Source organism: Aneurinibacillus sp. REN35, assembly GCF_041379945.2.
In the GTDB taxonomy this organism is placed as follows: domain Bacteria; phylum Bacillota; class Bacilli; order Aneurinibacillales; family Aneurinibacillaceae; genus Aneurinibacillus.
In genome coordinates, this window is sequence record NZ_JBFTXJ020000008.1 from 131300 (window position 1) to 154830 (window position 23531).

Here is a 23531-nt window from a genome sequence, read left to right on the forward strand (position 1 = left end):
CGCGTTACGCCTCCTCATGTTTAGGCTGCTCGCGAAGGCCTTTCTCCATGGCTTTCCACGCGAGAGTTGCGCACTTGATACGGGCCGGAAACTTACTTACGCCTTGCAGTGCTTCAATATCCTCCAGGTCAGCTTCTTCGATCTCTTCATCCGAGGCTTCCCCTTTCATCATGCGGGAGAATAATTCGGAGATGGCCAATGCTTCGTCTACTTCAAGCCCTTTGACAGCTTCCGTCATCATCGAAGCAGAAGACATGCTGATTGAACAGCCTTCTCCGGTAAAGCGGGCGTCAGCAATTTTTCCGCCTTCCACTTTCATCTGCAGTTGAATACGGTCGCCGCAGGTCGGGTTATTCATATTTACCGTCAGTCCACCATCCGCTAGCTCTCCGCGATTGCGTGGTCGCTGGTAATGGTCCATGATAACTCTGCGGTACAAATCATCAAGAGAAGACATTGCCGAAATACTCCTTTGTTTTGATAAGTGCTTTTACCAGCGCATCTATATCTTCTTCCGTGTTATAGAGATAGAAGCTTGCCCGTGCTGTCGACGATACTTTCAGCCACTTCATCAGCGGCTGGCAGCAGTGATGTCCTGCACGGATCGCGATTCCTTCTGTATCAAGAACGGTCGCAATGTCATGCGGATGTGCTTCATTCATCGTGAACGTAACCAGGCCGCTTCTCTCTTTCGGTCCAAAAATCTTCAGACCGTCAATGCCGTTAAGCTGATCCATCGCATAGCTGACAAGCTTATGTTCATGGTCACGAATCGCATCCATACCAATGGATTCAACGAAGTCAATGGCTGCGCCGAGACCGATTGCGCCGGCGATAATCGGTGTACCGCCTTCAAACTTCCACGGAAGCTCTTTCCAAGTTGAATCGTACAAATCAACGAAGTCAATCATCTCTCCGCCAAACTCCACCGGCTCCATCTTCTCAAGAAGCTCGCGTTTGCCGTATAGGACACCGATACCGGTTGGTCCTGCCATTTTATGGCCGGAGAATGCAAAGAAATCACAATTCAAATCCTGTACATCTACCTTCAGGTGTGGTGCAGCCTGCGCACCGTCCACCACCATAACTCCGCCGTGTCGGTGAACGATCTGTGCCACTTCTTTCACCGGATTGATCGAACCAAGCACGTTGGACACATAGCCCATCGCGACCAGCTTCGTATTCGATGTAATCGTTTGCTCTGCTGCTTCGATGGTAATCGTTCCATCCTCAGCGAGTGGAATGAATTTCAATGTCGCCCCGGTTACTTTGGCGATTTGCTGCCACGGAATAAAATTGCTGTGGTGCTCCACTTCCGTAATAACGATCTCATCGCCTTCTCTGATAAAGTTGCGGGCGTAGCCTTGTGCAACAAAATTCAGAGCCGTCGTCGTCCCGCGGGTAAAAATAACTTCTGCGGTTTCCTTGGCATTGATGAATTTGCGAACTTTCTCGCGCGCTCCTTCGTATCCATCCGTGGCAAGCGTTCCGAGGGTATGAACGCCGCGGTGTACGTTGGAATTGTATTCCCGATAATAGCGGTCCATCGCTTCGATAACCTGAACCGGCTTCTGTGATGTAGCCGCACTATCTAGGTATACAAGTGGATGGCCGTTTACCTTCTGATTAAGAATGGGAAAGAGTTCGCGAATTTCTTTTGCATTCATCAAGACAGCTTGCCTTCAATCATTGCGCTTAGGCGCTTTTGCATACCCTCAATCGGAAGTTGATCCAGTACGGGAGCTACGAATCCATTAATGATTAGGCGCTCCGCTTCTGTACGCGAGATCCCACGAGACATCATATAGTACAACTGCAGAGGGCTCACAGGGCCAACGGACGCCGCATGGCCTGCCATTACATCATCTTCGTCGATCAGAAGAATTGGATTGGCATCGCCGCGTGCTCGGTCACCGATCATGAGAATATTCTCAGCCTGTTCCCCGTTCGCTTTCTCCGCACCCTTCTTCATCTCTGTGATCCCATTGAAAATTGCGGTTGCCTCATCAAGCATAACACCGCGAGAGAGCATCGCGCTCTCTGTATGCGTGCCAATATGAATGACACGGGAGACGAAATTCTCTTTCTGGCTGCCATTTGCAATCGCGACGGTTTTTACATCGGTGGAAGAACCGTTCCCTTCCAAAATCGTCGTCGTATTGGATACGGTATTGCCTAAATTCATATCGCCTAGCAGCCATTCAATACGTGCATCATCGGCAGCTATACCGCGGCGGTGCGTATAATCTGTCACCGGTTCTACAAGCGAGCGCAGCGAAGCGTACTGTACACGCGCGCCGCCTGCAGCGAATATTTCTACCATGCCGTTCACGACAACTGGCTGTGTGTATTTTGCTCCGATCACATTCTCCGTAACCGTTACCTTGCTGTTTGATTCGGCTACGATCAGCGTGTGCGGTAGAAGCGCTACTTCTTCTTCCACGCCCCATACGAATGTCTGCAGCGGTTGTTGTACTTCAACATTTTTAGGCACGTATACGAAAAACCCACCGGTCCAAAGCGCTTGGTGCAACGCTGTAACCTTATGCTGTTCGATGCCGCTTTGGAACAGATATTTCTTAATCAGATCACCATGTTCCTTTATAGCTTCGGCTAACGGCATAAACACAACACCTTGTTCCTTTAGGGAATTGCTGATGTTTGCGTATACAATGCTTGCATGCTTTTGCACAATGATATTTTCATTGTCTGCATCTAATAGCTCTACAATTTCTTGCGGGAGTTCTTCCTTTGTGGAAAATGCTGCTTCTTCTTTATATGGAACAAATGCATCAATATTCCATTTATCAATCTTCGTCTTCTCGAGCTTCGGCAGCGGAAGTTGCTGATAGCCTGCAAATCCTTCCTGGCGAAGCTGCGTCAACCATTCCGGTTCGACCGTGGAAAAGCGTGTGACCGCTTCCTGGCCAAATCGTACGTTCGCTTCTACGCTCATTCCTGTCACTCCTCCTAACCTACGCTTCTGCGCCTACTGTTTCGTCCTGAATGCCCAGTTCTTCTTTAATCCAATCATAGCCGTTCTCTTCAAGCTTCAGGGCCAGTTCCGGTCCACCGGATTTCACGATGCGCCCCTGCATCATAACGTGGACAAAATCAGGCTTAATGTAGTTCAACAGACGCTGGTAGTGGGTAATCATTAATACACCCATCTCCGAACTGCGCAGCTCATTTACCCCACGTGCTACGATTTTCAGTGCGTCAATATCAAGGCCGGAGTCAATCTCATCAAGAATGGCGATGCTTGGCTTCAGCATCATCATCTGAAGAATCTCATTACGCTTCTTCTCTCCGCCGGAGAACCCTTCATTTACATAGCGGTGTGAGAAGGCTTGATCCATCTCCAGCACTTCCATTTGCTTATCCATTTGACGAATGAATTTAATAAGTGATACTTCTTTGCCCTCTTCTTGACGAGCATTGATTGCACTGCGTAGGAAGTCGGCATTTGTTACGCCGCTAATCTCACTTGGGTACTGCATCGCAAGAAACAGCCCTTTGCGTGCGCGCTCGTCTACTTCCATCTCCAGTACGTCTTCCTCGTTCAGCGTTACAGAGCCGCCGGTTACTTTGTACTTCGGATGACCCATGATGGCGGAAGCGAGCGTAGATTTACCCGTTCCATTCGGACCCATGATGGCATGTACTTCGCCGCCTTTAATTTCTAGGTTCAAACCCTTAAGAATTTGTTTATCCTCAATCGCAACGGTTAGGTCTTTTATTTGCAAATGCGGTGTTCCTGCCATGAGTAAATTCCCTCCATCTAACTTTTATCATCTTCAAAACATGACGGGCAATCGCCATGAAAATAGAACAATTGTGTTCAATCCTCTTTTATAATATAGTATAACATAGTTGAAAATCAAGGAAAGACCTATATACATATTTTTTAAACAAAATTGTTTAAAAAGTCGTTTCTTCATCCCTTTTAATATGGCTATAAATACTCCTAACTATAATATAGAAGTTCAAAAAAGAAAGCAGGCATTATTGCTTTCTTTTTTCATGTTTTCTTCGCACGTACCCCGATAAATTCCGCCTTGCGAGCAAATTGCAGCAGCTCTTTCTCTCCCGCACCGCTAACTGTTACATAAGAAGACTGCGGTTCTGTTCCCTTTGTCTGGATGGATACGCTGTGACGTTGATACTGTACCCGAATAATATTTTCCGCATTGATATGTACGAATGGAAAACCCTGCGAGGCAAACCCCATGAAAATACTTTTGCTATATACGATCACATCCATATCTGTTTCATGCACATGCTCATTGTGCATTACTTTTTTAACCTTTCCCTGCCAAAGCGGCACATCAAAATGATGAGGTCCGATGGTAGCAAGATCGCCTGCGTTGTCCCTTTTCCTCGTTAACGCATAAAAAGCCAAGATAAACAGCAGAATCGAAACGAGCATTGCTGCGCCTACATACAGAATAGTTGCTGTCATGTCTATTTCCTCACTCTAACCTTTTTGCTTATAATCTTAGCATTTTTCATTTCTTCCATTAGGCACAGACACGAATTTGTAACTTATTTTTTCCATATTGAAGAAAATAAAGGAAAAGACATGCGTAGCGACTGAATATTTTGTATACTATAGTAAATAAAATCGTAAAATCGGGGTGATATAATGGAGTTTTGTTGTCCTCCCTGTCAGAAAGTTATCGATACATCCCATCATCTTTGCCAGCAAGCCCAGAACTGGTTTGAAGAAGCTAACGGTAAACGATTATGGCGCATCCGTCGTTTGAACCGCTATGCATATGAATATATTACAGATGATGAATATGCCCACCTATGCGATGAATCATCCGTTTTTTTATCGGAAGCCCGAAGCTTCGAGCATTTTGATGGAATCTCTTGCACCGGCGTTGATTCGTGCGGAAAGCGGACATCTATTTTTATATAATCTAATACAAGAAGCCGGTGTCACAGATGACACCGGCTTCTTTTTTACTCTTTATTCTCTTTTTTAGTATCCGAGGACGTTCCCTTGCCCCGGTCAGAATCTTCCTTCTCGTCATCCTTTTCTTCCTTTTGATTCACAGGAGGACGAACAAAGTTCTGTTTATTTTTTTCTCGTTCTTCTTTATACTTCTCGTTCCGTTCTTTCTCTTGTTCCTTAATTGCCTGACCACCCTGCTGATTTTGCTGCTGCTGATTGCCGTAGGAGGAATTATACTTCTTATCCTCTTCTGTTTTCTTGGCCTCTTTTTGTGCCTGTACAGCAGCTTTATGCTTCTGCTCTGCCGCAATCATCTTAGGAACACCTTTGGACTTGTCGGCTTGTTCCTGCCTGGTTAATTTCGGAGGTTCCTTGACAGGCGACGATTCCCGCTCGTTATGGGCAGGAGTCCCTTGCTTTTTCTGCGAATGTGTCTGTATCTCCTTCGCAGGCGCCGACGGTCTCGCAGGTGTCCGTACCTGGGCCGGGCGTGCAGGAGTTTGTTTTTGTTGTATATTTTTAGCGGCCATAGACGATTGGCTCGAATACTGTACCGCATTCGGTATGTTTTTGAATCCGCCAATTGCAGAGGACACTTCGCTGATGCTAAGGTTTCGGATTTTGTCCTCATCCACATCCTTATGCATACGCTTCATGGATTCATACAATGCATAGCGTCCGGCAGACACACCAAACTTCTGCGCTTGCTTGCGTATTTCTTCTGTGCCATCCATCATGGTAACCGTTAGCTCCCCCACGCTGCTGTCGGTAATGGCCGGCACTTCTTTTTTCATCACTTCAAGCAACTCTTGCGATGCCTGTGGATTCTTTAGACCGATCGGCACAATCAACACGTCATGATTGGTTTTTAGGTATCCTTGCTCCCGAGCTTCCGACAAAATCTCCTTCGTCACCTCGATTAGCGCACGATCTTCCCATTCCATATCGGATAGCACTTGTTCGCCTTCTTTATTTAAAGCATGAATATCCGTTACTTTATACTTCTCATCAACCTCTAGCTCAAAGCTTGGATTGATATCAATAGAGACCATGGCATACGCTGAGGCGAACACCATATTCCATAACGGAAATGCAGTAATTAGCAAAAGCAAACAGGCTGCTGCCGTGTAGGACCACTTCTTCCAGACGTACTGCTTGCTCCGCGGGCTTTCCTTCCCTTCAATCGTGTGGGTAAATTCAATCTCGTCGCCTTCTTTAAGCGATTCGCCTGTAGGTGGAACTTTACAAAATCTCCCGCCGGATGTCATGACAATAAGATACTGCCCCTGTATCTCCAACACGATGCCCTTCTTCTTCACGCGCGAGCTCCCCCTTTCCCTCTGTCTCATCCATTTGGATGTAGGAGCGTAAAAACTGATAGTTTCCAATAAATACAAGCGTAATCGCCACAATATAGTTCCGGTTTCTTTCTACAGTTTTGCGTGAGAAAGAAATGTATTGAAGGAGGTATTTAACCGGTATTTTCTTTTTCGCAAGAAAAGCCTCTCGCAAGTGCTCGTTTTCTGCAATCATACGGGCGATGCGAATCATGTTGTTTCGGGCATCTATATGCCGGGGTGTATACTCAGGCAATTCCTCAAGCGAAATATCGAATTCACGCAGTTGCTGACGGTAATGTAGAACTTCCTCTCTTCTCATCTCCGCTTCGCGCTCTGCTTGGTATTGTTCGACTGACACCTGTACATCCCAGACATTGTATTCGGGCGATTCAGGGTCCATCGATTCATCCAAAGAAACAAGTAAGGCTCGCTGCTTATTTTTTCGGATGTAATCTATGACACGCCTACGTATCACCAGATCCGCAAAAGACAAAAAACTGCCGCCTTTGTTGCTCGAATACTGTGATATCGCTTCGTTAAATGCTTCAAGTCCAACACTAAACTCTTCATCATGGCTTTGGTGAATATATCGTTTGCACACTTTTGATACGACCGTACCGATGAACGGCCGATACTGTGTAAGCAATTCGTTGCGCAACTCCTCTTCGCCCTGGTGAATTTTTTCGATCATTCGATGGAGCTGTTCAGTTTCATGATTCTTCTCCAGAGATTTTTCTTGTCGGCGCCGTTTTCCCAGGAAAAGTGTGAGTAACAAGTACGTTCACCTCGCTTTATACCTATTCGCATGCTCAAATTTTTTTGAGGGGGGAGAAAGGTATGTTTATGTAATAAAAATAAAAGTTTTCCATCCTATCAAATATAAGCTTATTCGTAAATTCAATGCTTGGCAACTACAGCAGCCCAGAAAAAAAAGCCGCCTTCCTATCTCTATCATTCTAAAGAGACAGCTTTGGCGACTAATCATAAAATAGTTTTTTTATTTTTTCAATACCCTGGCAGGGTTTTATTGCTCTGTGCTTCCCAACGATTCAGGCGCTGGCTGAGCTTGTTAAGTCTTTGTTTCAGCGCGCGACCCCATTCCTCGTCTTCAAGCTGCTTGGCTACGGACATTAGATCAAGCGCGTTATCGATTTGAGTTCGGAGAATATGCGAGATATTCCCATTGTCGATCGAAACACAATTCTCAAATGCTCTATCAATATGCTCTCCCGTCACATAATCACGAAAATCAACTTCGGGAGCTAAATCTGCTTGGGCATAATCAGATAATATATCATATTCTTCTTCCACTTCTGGATGAACGTCAATGCGGTTACATACAGGACAGTACAGGATAGGGACATTATGAATCTGTGTTCTAAAATGGCGCAAACTCCCCAGAGCGCCAATCATACTGGCTCCACAGCAAAAACTCATCCGGATTCCTCCTTTATCTAGAACAGCCACGCTAAAAACGTCTATTTTCTATTGTATCGGCAGCAATTTCATTTTCCTAGACGTAATTACTGGAACTTCTGGCTACTCTCTGTCTCCTATACACCTATTTTTTTTTGACTTTTGCGTTAGCTTTCTATTATTCTACCACAGATGAGCGGAACCAATATATAAATTGCATATTTTCTAAAGAACATTTACACAAAAAAAGAAGCGGGAAGCCCGCTTCTTACCTTAACACCAACCCCAGTCGCAATCATCCACATAACTGGATGGATGAACCGTATCCGCTTGATCAAGCCGAAAAATACGCTGCTGGTCTACTGCATATCCGGCATTCATCGTACAGGAGCCTCCATCAAATGGAATGTGGCCAATTTCTTGCCCATTCAGTGTCAGGACAATGCAATCTTCCGTCACTTCACCGCGCACTTTGTTCGTGACATCAATCCGGCTTACATCAGAATGTTGTGACATGTAGATCCCTCCGATTACGTAGAATACTCATAGTATGCCGAGACCTGCAGTTTTTTACACGTATCTTACCACTAAAAAAACGGCTTTAAACAAGAAAAGCCGTTTTTTTAAACATTTATTTACTCTTGTACCATTTCTTCATATGCTTTTGCATCCATTAGCTTGTTCAATTCGCTATCGTCAGCAAGCTCAATAACAACCATCCATGCGTTTTCATATGGGGATTCATTCACAAGCTCTGGAGAATCTTCAAGATCACCATTGACCTCGATGACTTTACCGCTAAGCGGTGCATACAACTCCGATACGGTTTTAACAGATTCTACGCTGCCAAATGGCTGATCCTGCTTCATCTCATCTCCTACAGCAGGAAGCTCTACAAACACAATATCACCTAACTCTGATTGGGCAAAGTCGGTAATGCCGATGTGAGCTTTATTTCCCTCAATACGCACCCATTCATGTTCTTTGCTGTATTTCAAATTTGTTGGTAAATTCATTGTTTTTGATTCCTCCTCATATACAGTCGGATTATTACCCCTCTTCTGTTGTAAGCACACGACCCAGACGCTTCTCAAGCATTTTCAGACCTTTTTCACCGGCTTGATAGTGACGCAAATTCTGGTCTGCATCGAAGAGGTAATACGCTGGCACATATTGATTTTGATAGGCGTCTACCAGCTTATAGTCGTTATCAATAGCAACCGGATGAATCAGCTCATACCGCTCAATCGCTTCCTTCACCGGATCAATCTCCATATCCTTCTGCGAGCGCGGCATATGAACGCTAACGACACGAAGTCCTTGATCCTTATAACGGTCACGCCATTCATTGAGCTGCGGCAGCGTCTCCTTGCAGGCATGACAGCTAATTGACCAATAATGAATCAACGTTGGTGCACCTTTCAGTTCCGCTTTTGCTACTACGCCGTTCACCCATTCTGTAACACCGGTAAACTCCGGCATCTGCTCCCGTAATTTCATGTATGGCTCCTCCTTTGTAACATCATATGATAAGGCTATTCTTCCACTTTCTCAGTATAAGAATAAAGCCTTCGGAGTATGCGCAGAAACAAGAAATATTATACAGGTATATTGTCAAAAAGGACCTAACAATTTCGCAAAAGTTAGGTCCTCTTCATTCTTACTTACCTTAGATGTAAGGCGTATAAGCCTCGTGCAAGAATCAATCTTACAGGTTAGCTTGTCCTGGCTTCCAGTTAGCTGGGCACAGGCCGCCGGATTGGAATGCTTGCAGCACGCGAAGTGTTTCATCTACGCTGCGGCCAACATCATTGTGGTGAACAACGGAATATTTCAATACGCCTTCTGGATCGATGATGAACAGACCGCGCAATGCGATACCTTGTTCTTCAATCAATACGCCGTAGTCACGAGAAACTTTATGAGTGAGGTCAGCTGCAATTGGGAAGTTCAGCTTGCCAAGACCATTCTCATCACGGGATGTATTGATCCATGCGCGGTGAGAGAATTTGCTGTCTGTGCTTACAGCCAGTACTTCCGTATCAAGCTCAGCAAACTGTTCGAAAGCATCGCTCATTGCTGTGATTTCTGTTGGGCATACGAAAGTGAAGTCAAGCGGATAGAAGAACATTACCAGCCATTTTCCTTTGTAGTCAGACAGTTTTACACTACCAAAGTTCTCGCCATCTCCTAGTGCTGTCTCCATTTCGAAATCTGGAGCCGGTAAACCAACAATACGTTCTGCCATATGTAACTACCTCCTAATATAGAAATATTCTAATCCAGGCGAACCTGGAATAGTGAATGTTTCCGTTTCTTCTTACATCATAACAAGCCTCAAGATGATAGTCAATACAAAATTGTAATAATTTTAATTAAGCTTGTTGTGTTTTTATTCGCTGCTAAATTCAAGGATAACGCACATCACGTAACATGTGCAATTTACCCTAAAAGTATTCCTGATTCTTTAATGCGCAAAATAACTTCTCGCAAAACCTCAGGCGGCCTTACTAGAGCAATACGGACATATCCTTCTCCCTGCGCTCCAAAAGCATTGCCTGGAATAACAACCACGCCCGTTTTTTCAAGCAATTCAAAGGCAAACTGCTCCGATGTCCATCCTTTGGGAATAGGCGCCCAAATAAACATGGTTGCTTTCGGCTTTGGGATATTCCAGCCGATGGCTGCAAGTCCATCTACAAGAACATCACGCCGCTCCTGGTATGTCGCCGCATTCTTATTCTCATCAGGATGCAACATATCATGCTCCATGGCTACGACCGCAGCTTCCTGCACAGCCAAAAATACACCATAGTCAATATTGGATTTAATAACGGCAAGCGGCTTGATCACTTCTCGATTTCCAACTACATATCCGATTCGGCAGCCTGCCATATTGAAGCTTTTGGATAATGAATTAAATTCAACGCCAATTTCCTTCGCACCAGGAGTCTCTAGAAAGCTTGACGGACGGTAGCCGTCAAAGGCAAGCTCTGAATACGCCAGATCGTGCGCTACAATCAGTTGATTCTCTTTCGCAAATGCAACGACCTCTGCAAAAAACTCATCCGTCGCTATCGCAGCCACCGGATTGTTCGGGTAGTTCATTACCATCAGCTTCGCACGCTGCTTAATATCGGCCGGAATATTCGAAAAATCCGGAAGAAACCCATTCTCTTCACGCAACGGCAGCGGATAAATCTCTCCACCGGCAAGTGTTACACTGGCAAAATAAATCGGATACCCCGGGTCCGGTACAAGCACAACATCCCCGGGATCGATCCACCCCTGCGCCAGATGAGCGAGACCGTCCTGAGAACCCATTAGAGACAGCACTTCTGTTTGGGCATCAAGCGCAACACCGAAGCGGTGATGATACCATTTAGCTGTGGTCTCCCGGAAACGAACCGACCCTTCTGAGGTTGGATACCCGTAGTTCTCTGGCTTCTGTACCGCCTGCGCCAGCGCTTCCATTACAAGCGGAGAAGGCGGTTGATCGGGACTGCCGATCCCTAAATCAATTACATTTATACCTTGTGCCTGGATATTCTGCTTCCGCAGGTTCATCTCCGTAAAGATGGCGGATGAGAGATTGGACAGGCGTTCTGCCGGACGAATATTATGTAACGTTTTCATGGAGTCTCTCCCCTATTTCCACGTTTTCTCCATCGTTTCCTCTTTAAATCCAACCGTTGTTTTATTGTCATTGACAAGCAACGGACGCTTAATCAACTTTCCGTCTGAAGCAAGCAAGTCCAGCATCTCTTCATCTGACATATCCTTGAGCCGATCCTTTAAGCCAAGTTCCCGATACGATTGACCGCTTGTATTAAAAAACTTCTTCAGATCAAGTCCACTCTGCTGCCAATAGGTACGAAGCTGTTCCTTTGTTGGAGGCTGCTCTACAATCGGTACCTCATGATAAGCAATCCCCTCTTCATCCAGCCACTTTTTTGCTTTGCGGCATGTTCCACACTTGTTGTATAGATACGCTGTCACCTCTGTCATATATCTATATCCTCCTTTTCTATAGAATAGCATAAGAAAAACGGTATGCAAAAGAGCATACCATGAGATAAAATCCTAGCATTTATAGTGATCGCTCAAGAAGAATTTGCGGAATTTGCAAGTTCGGATGCGGCACAATAATAGGGGTAACTCCATACACATCTGATAGCGTCTTAGCTTCCATAATTTCATGGATGGTACCGCTATGCGTGATTGCGCCCTCTCCCATTAAAATCAGTCGGTCACAATACTGCGCCGCCAAATTCAAGTCATGCAGGACCAATACCGCCGTTCCATCCGTCTCCTTGCGCCATGTGCGTACAAGATTGAGAATCGCAATCTGATATCCGATATCTAGATACGTAGTCGGTTCATCAAGCAGCAGGATTTCCGGCTCCTGCGCCATGGCACAAGCAATGGAAACCCGCTGGCGTTCCCCACCGCTAAGCTGCTCCAATAATCTGCAGGCCATCCCTTCTAAACCGGTCCGCACGAGGGCATGCTGCACAGCCGCCTCATCCTCTGCAGCATTGCGCCGAAAAAGACTCCGATATGGATATCTTCCCATGGCTACCGCCTCTTCAACTGTAATCGGCAGCGGCAGAAGACCATCCTGACTCACAACAGCCATCTTGCGGGCCAACATTTTCGAGGAATAGGAAGCCAGTGGTTTATGATCAATCTGTATCTCTCCGGTGTCAGGGGTTAGAAGACGGGAGATCACCTTCACCAGCGAAGACTTCCCAGACCCGTTCGGGCCGATAATTCCTACTGTTTCGCCTTTTTGCACCTGAAATCTGATGTCTGATAATATTTGCCGTTGTCCAATGCGCAAGGATACGTCCGCTACTTCAATCAATCCGAGTGCCCCCCAGCATAATCCTTTATCATTCTACGCTCTTTTTAAAAAAACAGCCGTCTGCGCTTGCGCAGCAAATAACCGAAAAACGGTGCGCCCAAAAAGGCAGTGATAACCCCAATTGGCAGCTCCTGCGGCTCCATTAGCGTACGGGCGAGCGTATCAGCCGCAATTAACAGGATCGCTCCTGCGACAGCCGATACCGGAAGCAGGACACGATGATCGGAACCCACAATCGCACGCATCATATGCGGAACAATCAATCCAACGAAGCCAATTACGCCGGACACCGCTACCGCAGCTCCTGCTGTCAGTGAGGCCGCTAGCAGAACAATCAGCCGCGTCCGTCCCACATTCATGCCCAGATGGTGTGCCTTCTGCTCTCCAAGCGCGAGCAGATTCAACTCGCCTGCAAATAAAAAGATAAGCACACCGCCGGCAAGAATATAAGGAGCGATGGCAATGCCGGAAGACCAATCGCTCAGCGACAAGCTCCCCATCAGCCAATACAAAATACGCTGCATCTTCTCACCGGATATCGACATGATAAGAGATAACCCGGCTCCAAGAAATGCTTGTACTACGACCCCAGATAATAGAAGCGTCTCAATCTGCACCTTACCGGCAACATAGGCAAGCCGATATACAATAAATAATGTGCCAATCCCGCACACAAAGGCTACGAGCGGCAGCGTCCACTGCCCGAAAATTGCCAGCCCTTGTCCAAATAAAATGAAGGACGCTGCCCCAAGTGAAGCGCCGGATGATACGCCGAGAATATAGGGATCAGCGAGCGGATTGCGCAGCACTCCCTGATATGCAGCACCTGCTAGCGCCAACGCCGCCCCGACTAGAATGGCCAGCAGAATACGCGGCATACGGATATTCCACACGATCACTTCAGCCGCCTGTGACCATTCCTTCTCCACTCCGCTTACAAAAGGTAAACGGGAGAGAATGATCTTCCATACCGTATAAAAGGATAGCTCTGCACTTCCTATCGAAACACTGCCCACAATCATCACTACAAGTATAAAAAGAAGGGGAAGCAGCCAAAATCCCAGCTTCTTCCCAAATCCTCGTTGCTCTTCCTTCAACCCCATCATTCCTTATTTCCCGAACAATTCCGGGTGCAATTCCGCAGCAATTTCTTTGAGACCTTCGGTAATGCGTGGTCCCGGACGATTAACAACATCAGAGTCAACAGCGAACACCCGACCATTTTGCACAGCTTTTACATGCTGCCATTTTGGACGCTTCTTAATTTTTTCCGCACCCTCTTTATCATAGTAACCGTATGTGTTCAAAATGACATCGGGATTGCGCTGCAATACCTTTTCTTCGGATAGCTGCTTCCATCCTTCCAAATCTGCGGCAATGTTTTTGCCGCCTGACATCGTAATCATATCGTGGATAAATGTACCTGTACCCGCTGTAAACAGGGATGGGTCAACTTCAACCCATACATTTGGCCGCTTATCTTCGGCTACGGACTCTACTTTCTTTTTCACAGCTTCTACATCAGCCTTCATCTTATTCACTACATCAGCCGCTTTTGCATCATTGCCGGTTGCCTTACCGATCATCTCAATGGAAGTATAAATTTCATCAAAGTTTTTTGCTTCCATCACGACAACAGGAAGACCCGTTTTGCGCAAGGCATCAACCGCTTCCCCATTCCCGGTATCCGCAAGAATCAGATCCGGCTCTAGGGAAACGACCTTTTCCATATTAACTTTAAGATCACCGACTTTTTCTTTCTTTGTTACTTCCTCAGGATAGTTATCATAATTAGACACGCCTACGACCTTGTCGCCTGCACCCACTGCGTAAGCAATCTCTGTCGTACTCGGTATAATGGATACGATGCGCTCAGGCTTCTTCTCAAGCGTAACCTCTGTTCCTGTACCATCCTTAATAGTAAGTGGAAACTTCCCCGGTGCCTGGGCAGTTTCCCCACCGGCAGGTTGCTGTTCGCCTGACGGGGTAGACGCAGTGTTACCGCAGGCCGCAAGCAAAACAAGCAGCAGCGCCGCTAAGATCAATGATGTGTATCGTTTCATTCTCCCCACTCCTATGCTCTGAACTAAAATAAAAAACCCGCTTCAGCGAGGAAGGCGGGCATGTTGTGTCCGTAACAAAAGATGGTACGTCCAATACCGCCGCATTCCTTAATCCCCGAAGGCATGTGGTCGACTTGGCAAACAGGCAGGTCTCCTGACTCTAAGTTCATCGTACTCTCACATCCTTCCCACACACGATAAGTGTGCAGTGGACAGCAAGGCAAAAGTACTCCCCTATTACAGTGGCGGGACCGTGACGGATTTACACCGTGCTTCCCTATTATCTTCGCATGTGAAGACCTGTTCGCTTTATTATTTTTTAATTATAGGCGTACGGCCTTGATTTTACAACATCCAATGACGTGCATTCAGAATAACGGCCGCTGGTATACGGTGATTGTATTTCTTCCCTGCTTTTTTGCGAAGTAAAGCGCAGAGTCGGCTTGCTGCTGCAATTCCTCTTCAGTAGATGCCGAGTCAGGATATATATCGATTCCGATACTAAGCGAGGCTGTGAGAGTCTGTCCGTCTATGATAATCGGATGAAGAGACAGGTGTTTCTGCATATTCATAGCCTTCTCTACCGCCGCCTCTCTATCTGCACCGAACGAGAGGACAATAAACTCATCTCCCGCATACCGATACGCTTCATCCTCTGGTCCGAGCGCCTGTTGCATACTTTCTGCAATGCGACGCAGCAGCATATCTCCGACATGGTGACCATACGTATCATTAGCTTCTTTTAGTCGGTCGGAATCAATCATCAACAGTGCCAGTGACTGACCCTGCTTCTTAGCAGCATGAAGTCGATTGCGCAAATCAATTTGGAAGGCGCGACGATTCTTCAGACCTGTTAACTCATCTTTAATCGATAGCTCATAGACACGATCATAAAGTTCGGCCGTCTCTATCGCACTGGCGATTTGGGTACCGATCATCTCTAACAGTTCTTCATGCTCCTGCTTATAGGCGAATTCCCGGTAGCTCTGTGCCGTAATCACACCTTTGACTTCATCGCGCAGAATCATCGGCACAAAAATCAATGTATTGGTGTCCTGCGCAGGGTTGCCCCAGCGCATAATCGTTTTTTCCGACGATTCTTTTTCTGTATAAATATGTATAGTACGTCTCGTCTTCAATACCTGTGAGGTAATCCCCTCGCCAAAGCGCATCTCTTCTTCATATCGTACACCATCGTCAACAGCAAACGGAATGCGGATGTATTCATCGCCTTCTCGATATAAAGCAATAAAAAAGGCATCCGTGTCCATCACACGGGATACAAGCTCAAAAGCCTGTTCATAAATCTTTTCTTTATTAAATGTCTGGGTAGACGCCTGTTGGAAATCATGCACAATTTTCAAATGTTCAGACATCCAATGCAGCTTTTCCACTTTCGCATTTATTTCCGAAAGCTGCTGAAGCAGCGTACGATGAAGCTCTTTTTCCTTCTTCGGCAGCGGTATTCCTTCTATTTCTTCGGCCGCAAGGTCCAATGCAGCCGATGTAAGCTTTGTCTCTTTCATCTGACGCAGCAATATAGCATATCGAGTAAGCATCCCTTCATAGGGGGAGGAATATCCCTCACTTTTTGCACTCACATTCCGTTCCTCCTTTGCATGCATATGGCAGATGCAAAGAAAAAAGCAGACGGTCTCACTGACCTCCTGCTTCCTCTCCGATCAATCACTGATTTCTACCTGATAACCGCAGTACTTACGGACATTGAGCACACCATTCTCAAAAATTAAGTACTGACCTTTAATCCCGATTAAGCGATCTTCAATAACCGGCTGCTTGTCCAAATTGTAGGCTTTCACCTTCTCAATCTTCTCAAGAATCGGATAGGCAAACTCCACCCACTCATCTTCCTTCAGAATATACGGCTTATACGTATCAGGAAAATATTCGTAAATCTCTTCACGTAATGCAAGCAGGTCGATCAACTCAACATCGCCTTTTAGCATTTTACGCCAGTCCGTTTTATCCGCTACATATTGTGTTAAATATACCTCAAGCTCTCCTGCCATCCTGCGTGTCGGTACTTCGGCGATTGGAATGGCGCGAATCGCACCCTGATCCACCCATCGCTTCTTCTCATTATTCTTGCGAGTGAGCCCTACTTTTACACCGCTGCTAAGCGCAAGGTATACATAGTGCGGAATCATGCAATGGGCTTCTCCCCATTCGGGGTCGCGGCATGTGCCGAGATGATAATGGCATTCATGCGGCTTCACAATGCACAAATCATTTTCCGGAAGCTTGGTAAAGCAAGGATAACAATATCCGCTGTTATATGTTTTCTTGATGTTGCGCCCACAGTGGATACACTCCATACGCCCAAGCGAGGCAATGCGGACGGTATCGCCTATCCAATCATTTACCGGTATCGCCTCTTCATCAAGCTTTAGTCTATATTGTACAGGTTCTTCGTGCCGGTGGACGAATCCCTGAATGAATCCGGAATGCTTCACTCGTGTACTTCCTCCGGAATGTCGATAACTTTACGCAAAAATTCGCGTGTCCGCTCATTCTTCGGATTTGTAAATACTTCTTCCGGCTTTCCTTCTTCCATAATTACGCCCTGATCCATAAAAATAACCCGATCGCATACATCGCGGGCAAATCCCATCTCATGGGTAACAACAACCATCGTCATCCCTTCCTGTGCCAGCCCCTTCATAACAGCAAGCACTTCGCCGACCAATTCAGGGTCAAGCGCCGATGTCGGCTCATCAAACAACATAATTTTCGGATTCATGGCAAGCGCACGCGCAATGGCTACACGCTGCATCTGACCACCTGAGAGCTTCTCCGGGTATACATCAGCCTTATCGCGCAGGCCTACCTTTTCAAGAAGACGCAATGCTTTCTCCCGCGCCTGAGACGAGTTCTCTTTCAACACTTTCATCGGAGCCAGCATTACATTTTCTACAACGGTCTTGTGCGGGAACAAATTAAAACGCTGAAACACCATGCCTACTTCCGTGCGAACCTGATTAATATTCACCTTGGAATCAGACAGATCGTGTCCATTGATGATAATCTGGCCGCTTGTTAATTCCTCAAGTCCGTTCAGGCAGCGCAGGAACGTACTTTTCCCCGAACCCGAAGGCCCGATGACACTGACAACCTCTTTTTCTTTGATGAGACAATCAATGCCCTTCAACACTTCCAATGAACCATAATATTTATGCAGATCTTTAACCTCAATCATCACAGTTCCGTCCCCTTTCCAACTGCCCACTATTCTTTTTATTTTAAGGAATAAACGCTAATTTGTAAAATGAATTAGTGACGCTTTCTTCTCCGATTCTTTCCTTTGAAAGAAAAGTCCCATTAGAGTAAATAACAGGAACATACCACCAAGAAAATAGAAGGCACTTCCCAAAGAAATGTGTTGAATGCCAAAGCCGCTCAAATTCGGACCGATAATACTCCCTATACTAAAGTTAATAGAAGCGATAATGTTCGCTGCCGGAAGATATGCCTTTGGCACGAGGTCGGCTATATACGCAAGACCGAGTGAATAGAACGAGCCGATAACCCCGCCTGCCAAAAGAAGCAGGATAAGAACTCCCCACACATGGTTCCCCAGCAGCGGAACAGCCAGGAATGCCAGCCCCCCGATGAATCCGGACAGCATTAGCACCGGCTTGCGTCCAATACGGTCACTCCACATCCCGAGCGGAAACTGTAGAATTAAACTGCCGATCCCGATTGCAGGCAGCAATATCGCTATCCAGCTCTCGCTTATGCCGATCCTCAGCCCGTATACGGGAAAGTTGCTATTCATTGACGCTTCCATGTATCCATACAGAAAGGCAGGAAAAAGGGCAAACCAGGCAAGTTGCACAGCCGTACCGTAGCGTTTTTTTGCTGGTGCCATCCCACCTGCTTCTTGTTCCGGATAAGCATGCGGCAGCGTAAGCAGCAGAAAGAATGCGAGGATAAACAACACACTGACCGTAACAAAAGGTACCCATATGCCGTATGGAAGCAGCTTAATGCCTAGCGGCCCAATACTGAAGCCAATCGCATATGACATACCATAGATTGAAATATTGCGTCCCCTTCTCTCGGCTGGACTATTGGATGTAATCCATAGCTGAGAGGTGTAATGAAGAGCGCTATCACCAATACCAACCAGAAAGCGAAGCACAAACCAGAAAATTAAATTCTGCCACAACGGGAACAAAAGCGTTGCTACAATCACGAGCACAAGGCCCCCCACAAGGATTCGTTTGTAGCCCAGCTTTTGTACCGGTTTTTCAATAATCAGCATGGCCAAGAACGTTCCAATATATAAAGCGGCAGCATTCAGCCCGTTGACGTCTGAGGATACACCAGCTTTCTCCAAAAGAATGGCAAGCAGCGGAAGCAGCAGTCCCTGGCTTATGCCGGCAATGACTACAACCATAAGCAGGATGATAAATTGATACTTCGACGATTCGGTTCGCGTCATCTCCACTCCCCCTACCATACATAAAATCTGCAATCCAACGTCTATTGTACTGCACACAAAATAAAAAGGCGACGAAATTAATTCGACGCCTTTTCATCCACAATTCCGTTCATTTGTTCTTCAGCCGCTTCTTTCTTCATCCTGCCGAACCGGATGCGGCTAACCAGCAGGAGAAGCAGCGGAATAATAAGGACAAAGATAGGAGAAGTAATCGTTCGGATATGAGTAATGTAGAGGTTAAAATCAAGCGATGCTTGTATCACCCCTCCAGATAATCCTACAATAAGAAAGCAGAGCGGAATCACCAGTGGACTTACGCTTTTGACTCCAGTCAAATGCGCTACTCCATGTGACAACGTATAGAAAATAACGATGAACTCAAGCAAGATAATCATAATGTAGATACCTAAGAACAAAATATCAATCCGTTCCACAAACTCTCCGATTTTTACGAAACGCATAGCCGCTATATAGGGATAATTGGAGCTTTGAGCCGCTCCAAGGCCCAGAACACCAATGGATACCAGTACACGATAAGCCAAGTACAGGCCGCTTACAGCGATTGCACTGTAAGCCCATTTTGCCGTATTCTTTCCCCGCTTTACATATGGAATAATACCGATGAAAAAAACCACTTCTCCAATCGGAAATACATATTGCAAATACGAAGTAAACAAAATCTCTCCAGCGGGTCGATCCCAAAGCGGCAGAATCTGTTCAAGCTGAAATTTTCCTACAAGCAGAAAGTTAATGAAAACAAGGAGGATGAAATAAAAAGGAAACGCAACCTGCGCAAACCTCGCAAATGCTTCCAACCCCCTGTATACGGCGTACGCAGCTACCAATACCATCCCCATAACGTATACGTTTGGTGATAACTCAGGTGTTAGTACAGATACGATAAATTCACCAAAGCCTCTGGCAAAAACAACGGCCACCTCAAGCGTGAACAAAATATATAACAAAGTGATTAGCTTGCCTAGCCATGTACCAAGAATAGCCTCGGCATACTCGAACAATGTCTTTTCCGGATGACGCCTCTGCAACTGAAAAAGTAGATACATCGTAAAAATCCCAAGCGGGATGGCGATTAAATTGGCGATCGCCCCATCTTGTCCACCATAGATAAAATCATAATTCGTATTGCTTGAGGTCGCGGTAAGATACATCAGCATCAGAATAAAAAGCTGTCCGGCTGAGATTCTTCCCTTCTCATACATCAAATCACCTCCTGTTCATATGCTCACACCAAAGACTGTCTGCAATAACCTGCGGGCGATTGGCGCTATCATTTTATGTTCACCGTACAATAGCGTCCCTGTCTCCCATCCGAAGGTAGGCATGATAATGACGAAGTACGCCAGCGCACTGATAACTACGAATACCGTTAAATCCCGCCATTCTTTATTTTTGCCAAACAGCCATACGCGCAAAATCACATACACAAAAAACAGGACAAAAAGCAGGGTAATTATCATTTGGTTTCACCCGCTTTCATCTGACTAATCATTCCATTACGTAATGTGCTCCAATGGATGTGAATATCAATAGGAATCGTAGGATAGATGTCTTTCCACTGATTCTTATTCTTATACCAATACTGCTTGTGCTGACGGTGAATAAGCGAAGCGAAATTAAAGATATCGACCTTATCTTTCTTCTGAATTCTATCTAATAAAATTCGCATGTCCTGTTTCATTTTGCGCTCGATGATGTTCTCTAAATGCTGCATCGTCTCTCTTTTGGTAAGATCAAGCTGTGTCCCTGTCTCAAGTACGGTGCCTTCAAGGGTAAGATCCACCTTAATTCTTGGCTTGCCATTCTCTATTACTGAACTCTGCTTACGGCTCTTCACCTTCAATTGCATTGCCGTATTAAATTTTTTCTCCTTCTCACCTTTTTCTTTCGTAAGCGAGATTGAATAGATGACTTCCGGGTCTTGTTGATTGATCCTTTGAAGTAAGCGAAACGAACGAACTTCCTTCTTCGGAAGCAGCGTCACATACGGATTTTGATTCGGGCTCGATGAATTAACTATAACTCCATCCGTAATGATAATCTGCTCTTTCTTATCTTTTCCCTTCACCTTACTTACCTGTCCGGTAACAAAACCTTCATACGGATTGGCATACGAATTGATTAAATCCCGCAGACTCACAATGACCGTGCGCCCCCATTCGGACTGGTTGTTAATAATGCCACTAAGCTCATCTCCCATGGTCACTTCTCCGGTAGGCTGCGCGGTAACAATCTCTTCCGCTGTATTTTTAGCGATAAGCACCCAACTGGAAAAGCGAATTTCGCGATTGCGGGCAAAGAAATCGACAGCTTCATTTAATACTTTCTGCTGTGTTAAGGTTCTGCCGAAAATGATGACCTTACTATGGAACCAGATGAGCTTACCGGATGTCTGGGCGCGCATGTTTTTTGTCGCTTCCATCAAAGTGTCCCCCGTCGCCCGTGTCGTATAGACTACCTCCCGTGATATCGCCGCATTCTTTTCTTTTGCAGGCTTAACGGACTGAATAGATAGAATGAACTTCTTATGCTTGGGGTCGTAATCTACACCCGTGATCATAACTACATTCAATTGATTCAATTCACGAATGGCAATGCCGCCCTCGGCCGTAGCACAGCCCTGTAGAACGGGGAGTAACAGAAGGAACAACAGGGCAAATATGTAACGCTTCTTCTGCATCATTATCCCCCCTCCCCTTTATGAGGTGGATTCGCCGGAACATCTGAACGCCTTACATCTTTTTTCTGGATATAATCCTGCCGCCATTTGCGCAGCGGATACGGCAGCACAAAAATTTCACTGCCCCATGTGCGCAGATGCATCGGTGCAATTGGAGACATGTAAGGAACACCGAATGTACGCAGTCCACACATGTGGATACCGAGTGCGACCAGCGCAATGGCAATACCGAACAATCCAAGACTCGCTGCAATCAGCATCATAGGGAAGCGCAGCAAGCGCGTCGTCATCGATAGATTAAACGCCGGTATGGTAAAGGAGGCAATCCCTGTGAATGCCACAACAATAACCATCGCCTGCGAGATAATCCCGGCCTCTACCGCTGCCTGTCCCACAACAAGCGCACCAACGATACTAACCGCAGAACCTACCGGACGTGGAAGCCGTACGCCGGCTTCCCGCAGCACTTCAAATGACACTTCCATAATCAGCGCTTCAATCAATGCAGGAAACGGCACACCGGCACGAGCTGAAATAACGGTTAACAGGAGCGGTGTCGGTATAAGTTCCTGATGGAATGTAGTTACTGCGATATAAAAGGCAGGTCCAAGCAGTGCAATCAGAAAGGTTAAGGTACGCAAAATACGGATCGCTGTTGAAAAATAGAAGCGTTGATAATAATCTTCGCTCGCCTGCATAAAATCGTAGAAGACGGAAGGAACGATCAGCACAAAGGGAGTTCCGTCAATAATAATCGCTACCCTTCCTTCAGAAAGTGCCGATGCGACCTTATCCGCGCGTTCCGTTGAGATAATTTGCGGAAATGGAGAATAGACACTATCCTCAATCAGTTCTTCTAACTGCGCACTCTCAAGCAATACATCAATGTCAACCATCTCAAGACGTTTGCGAACCGAGTTCAGTACATCTTCTTCCACCAAATCACGAATATACATGAAGACAACCATAGTCTGACTGCGCTTGCCCAACTTGATCATCTCTGATTTCAAATCCGGCGTACGCATGCGTTTTCTAATGAGTGCCGTGTTATTTTGCAGCTTCTCTGTAAAGCCTTCCCTTGGCCCACGCACCAACGGCTCCGCTTCCGGCTCCGAAATAGAGCGTGACGGATAACCAGGTGTTACAACAGCAATGGCATATTCCATATGATCAACAAAAACGATCGAACAGCCAGCCGTTATCATCTCCACCAGCTTCTTCAAATCATGAACAGGCATCATCTTTTGTGCTGTAATGACCTGATCTTCCACATGGCCAAAAAACGATTCCGGCCCCATCTGCAAAAGCGGATGAATGACATGGAGGTCAACGATCGTCTCGTTTACTAAATCATCAAGAAAAAGAACCGCTCCTTCTGGCAATCGTCCTTCTTCCTCTGTTTTGGCATGTGGAAACGTGAGGCGATGGGAAACAAATACGTCGACATCTTTGAATAACTCTGTTACACGCGCGACATTGACAGCCGTTAGTGGATCAATACCAATCTCTTCAAGGGGCCTGCTATCAATAGCATTTTCATTGCTGTTATCTTGTTCCTGTTCGGTTTCATGCATTGCTTTTGGACGCTTTGGTTTTTTAAATTCTCCCATTTTTATCACCCGCTTTATGTATGAATGACACGCACCACGTCGATAGCTTTTTTAGGTTGTGCAGGAATAGGTAAAATATACAACCTGCAACTTTTTGCACATTCATTGACAA

The 23531-nt window shown here is 46.0% G+C and carries 27 protein-coding genes and 1 riboswitch; of the genes, 1 reads left to right on the forward strand and 26 read right to left on the reverse strand.

Annotated features, from left to right (window positions below; all coding sequences use genetic code 11):
- Nucleotides 1-4 precede the first annotated feature (4 nt).
- The 5 genes from sufU to AB3351_RS15720 form a co-directional block, all read right to left on the reverse strand.
- Nucleotides 5-457: a Fe-S cluster assembly sulfur transfer protein SufU gene (sufU, locus tag AB3351_RS15700; protein WP_371148093.1), complete on the reverse strand. Its 453-nt coding sequence runs from the start codon at nucleotides 455-457 to the stop codon at nucleotides 5-7.
- Nucleotides 444-1667, reverse strand: a complete 1224-nt coding sequence (locus AB3351_RS15705) for a cysteine desulfurase (protein ID WP_371148094.1) — start codon at nucleotides 1665-1667, stop codon at nucleotides 444-446. The genes sufU and AB3351_RS15705 overlap by 14 nt, the downstream gene beginning before the upstream one ends.
- Nucleotides 1667-2956, reverse strand: a complete 1290-nt coding sequence (gene sufD, locus AB3351_RS15710) for a Fe-S cluster assembly protein SufD (RefSeq protein ID WP_371148095.1) — start codon at nucleotides 2954-2956, stop codon at nucleotides 1667-1669. Before sufD ends, AB3351_RS15705 begins: the two co-directional genes overlap by 1 nt.
- 19 nt (nucleotides 2957-2975) lie before the next feature.
- Nucleotides 2976-3764, reverse strand: a complete 789-nt coding sequence (sufC, locus tag AB3351_RS15715) for a Fe-S cluster assembly ATPase SufC (RefSeq protein ID WP_371148096.1) — start codon at nucleotides 3762-3764, stop codon at nucleotides 2976-2978.
- Between the two features lie 257 nt (nucleotides 3765-4021).
- Entirely contained in the window at nucleotides 4022-4462 is a 441-nt protein-coding gene (locus tag AB3351_RS15720; protein ID WP_371148097.1) for a hypothetical protein, read from the reverse strand.
- A 183-nt stretch (nucleotides 4463-4645) separates the two neighbouring features.
- On the opposite strand from AB3351_RS15720, the gene AB3351_RS15725 reads away from it, so the two are divergent.
- Nucleotides 4646-4924, forward strand: coding sequence for a hypothetical protein (locus AB3351_RS15725; protein ID WP_371148098.1), 279 nt, complete (start codon nucleotides 4646-4648; stop codon nucleotides 4922-4924).
- A 44-nt stretch (nucleotides 4925-4968) separates the two neighbouring features.
- Here the strand turns inward: AB3351_RS15725 and AB3351_RS15730 are convergent, their stop codons facing one another.
- The 21 genes from AB3351_RS15730 to AB3351_RS15830 all read right to left on the reverse strand — a co-directional run bounded on the left by AB3351_RS15730 (nucleotide 4969) and on the right by AB3351_RS15830 (nucleotide 23419).
- Nucleotides 4969-6279, reverse strand: a complete 1311-nt coding sequence (locus AB3351_RS15730) for an anti-sigma factor domain-containing protein (RefSeq protein WP_371148099.1) — start codon at nucleotides 6277-6279, stop codon at nucleotides 4969-4971.
- Entirely contained in the window at nucleotides 6203-7075 is an 873-nt protein-coding gene (gene sigI / locus AB3351_RS15735; RefSeq protein WP_371148100.1) for an RNA polymerase sigma-I factor, read from the reverse strand. Before sigI ends, AB3351_RS15730 begins: the two co-directional genes overlap by 77 nt.
- A 230-nt stretch (nucleotides 7076-7305) precedes the next feature.
- Nucleotides 7306-7737, reverse strand: coding sequence for a hypothetical protein (locus tag AB3351_RS15740; RefSeq protein ID WP_371148101.1), 432 nt, complete (start codon nucleotides 7735-7737; stop codon nucleotides 7306-7308).
- Nucleotides 7738-7989: 252 nt separating this feature from the next.
- Complete coding sequence (locus tag AB3351_RS15745; RefSeq protein ID WP_371148102.1) at nucleotides 7990-8232, reverse strand: DUF2553 family protein; 243 nt, start codon at nucleotides 8230-8232, stop codon at nucleotides 7990-7992.
- A 119-nt stretch (nucleotides 8233-8351) separates the two neighbouring features.
- A complete protein-coding gene (gene gcvH / locus AB3351_RS15750; RefSeq protein WP_371148103.1) occupies nucleotides 8352-8732 on the reverse strand; it encodes a glycine cleavage system protein GcvH in 381 nt (126 codons plus the stop codon).
- Nucleotides 8733-8766: 34 nt separating this feature from the next.
- Entirely contained in the window at nucleotides 8767-9216 is a 450-nt protein-coding gene (locus tag AB3351_RS15755) for a redoxin domain-containing protein (RefSeq protein WP_371148104.1), read from the reverse strand.
- Between the two features lie 208 nt (nucleotides 9217-9424).
- A complete protein-coding gene (locus AB3351_RS15760; protein WP_371148105.1) occupies nucleotides 9425-9964 on the reverse strand; it encodes a peroxiredoxin in 540 nt (179 codons plus the stop codon).
- 194 nt (nucleotides 9965-10158) lie between these two features.
- Nucleotides 10159-11352 (reverse strand): LL-diaminopimelate aminotransferase, encoded by a 1194-nt coding sequence (locus AB3351_RS15765; protein ID WP_371148106.1) that lies wholly within the window; start codon nucleotides 11350-11352, stop codon nucleotides 10159-10161.
- A 12-nt stretch (nucleotides 11353-11364) separates the two neighbouring features.
- Nucleotides 11365-11724 carry an arsenate reductase family protein gene (locus AB3351_RS15770; RefSeq protein ID WP_371148107.1) on the reverse strand — a complete coding sequence of 120 codons (360 nt, stop codon included), beginning with the start codon at nucleotides 11722-11724 and terminating at the stop codon, nucleotides 11365-11367.
- A gap of 82 nt (nucleotides 11725-11806) precedes the next feature.
- Nucleotides 11807-12583, reverse strand: coding sequence for an ABC transporter ATP-binding protein (locus tag AB3351_RS15775; protein WP_371148108.1), 777 nt, complete (start codon nucleotides 12581-12583; stop codon nucleotides 11807-11809).
- A gap of 44 nt (nucleotides 12584-12627) precedes the next feature.
- Complete coding sequence (locus tag AB3351_RS15780; protein ID WP_371148109.1) at nucleotides 12628-13689, reverse strand: FecCD family ABC transporter permease; 1062 nt, start codon at nucleotides 13687-13689, stop codon at nucleotides 12628-12630.
- 3 nt (nucleotides 13690-13692) lie between these two features.
- The gene (locus tag AB3351_RS15785) at nucleotides 13693-14646 is read right to left on the reverse strand and encodes an ABC transporter substrate-binding protein (protein ID WP_371148110.1); all 954 of its coding nucleotides are present in this window, start codon (nucleotides 14644-14646) and stop codon (nucleotides 13693-13695) included.
- Nucleotides 14647-14669: 23 nt separating this feature from the next.
- Nucleotides 14670-14816: a hypothetical protein gene (locus tag AB3351_RS15790; RefSeq protein WP_371148111.1), complete on the reverse strand. Its 147-nt coding sequence runs from the start codon at nucleotides 14814-14816 to the stop codon at nucleotides 14670-14672.
- A riboswitch (cobalamin riboswitch) is annotated at nucleotides 14774-14965 on the reverse strand. (Overlaps the previous gene by 43 nt.)
- A gap of 49 nt (nucleotides 14966-15014) precedes the next feature.
- Complete coding sequence (locus AB3351_RS15795; RefSeq protein WP_371148112.1) at nucleotides 15015-16247, reverse strand: sensor domain-containing diguanylate cyclase; 1233 nt, start codon at nucleotides 16245-16247, stop codon at nucleotides 15015-15017.
- A gap of 81 nt (nucleotides 16248-16328) precedes the next feature.
- Entirely contained in the window at nucleotides 16329-17120 is a 792-nt protein-coding gene (locus AB3351_RS15800; RefSeq protein ID WP_371148113.1) for a DUF2797 domain-containing protein, read from the reverse strand.
- Nucleotides 17117-17866, reverse strand: a complete 750-nt coding sequence (locus tag AB3351_RS15805; protein ID WP_371148114.1) for an amino acid ABC transporter ATP-binding protein — start codon at nucleotides 17864-17866, stop codon at nucleotides 17117-17119. The genes AB3351_RS15800 and AB3351_RS15805 overlap by 4 nt, the downstream gene beginning before the upstream one ends.
- 54 nt (nucleotides 17867-17920) lie before the next feature.
- Entirely contained in the window at nucleotides 17921-19111 is a 1191-nt protein-coding gene (locus AB3351_RS15810; RefSeq protein WP_371148115.1) for an MFS transporter, read from the reverse strand.
- Between the two features lie 77 nt (nucleotides 19112-19188).
- Nucleotides 19189-20331, reverse strand: coding sequence for a GerAB/ArcD/ProY family transporter (locus tag AB3351_RS15815; protein WP_371148116.1), 1143 nt, complete (start codon nucleotides 20329-20331; stop codon nucleotides 19189-19191).
- Nucleotides 20332-20346: 15 nt separating this feature from the next.
- Complete coding sequence (locus AB3351_RS15820; RefSeq protein ID WP_371148117.1) at nucleotides 20347-20589, reverse strand: hypothetical protein; 243 nt, start codon at nucleotides 20587-20589, stop codon at nucleotides 20347-20349.
- On the reverse strand, nucleotides 20586-21812 hold the full coding sequence (locus tag AB3351_RS15825; protein WP_371148118.1) for a Ger(x)C family spore germination protein: 1227 nt from the start codon (nucleotides 21810-21812) through the stop codon (nucleotides 20586-20588). The genes AB3351_RS15820 and AB3351_RS15825 overlap by 4 nt, the downstream gene beginning before the upstream one ends.
- Nucleotides 21812-23419, reverse strand: a complete 1608-nt coding sequence (locus AB3351_RS15830) for a spore germination protein (RefSeq protein WP_371148119.1) — start codon at nucleotides 23417-23419, stop codon at nucleotides 21812-21814. Before AB3351_RS15830 ends, AB3351_RS15825 begins: the two co-directional genes overlap by 1 nt.
- Nucleotides 23420-23531 lie beyond the last annotated feature (112 nt).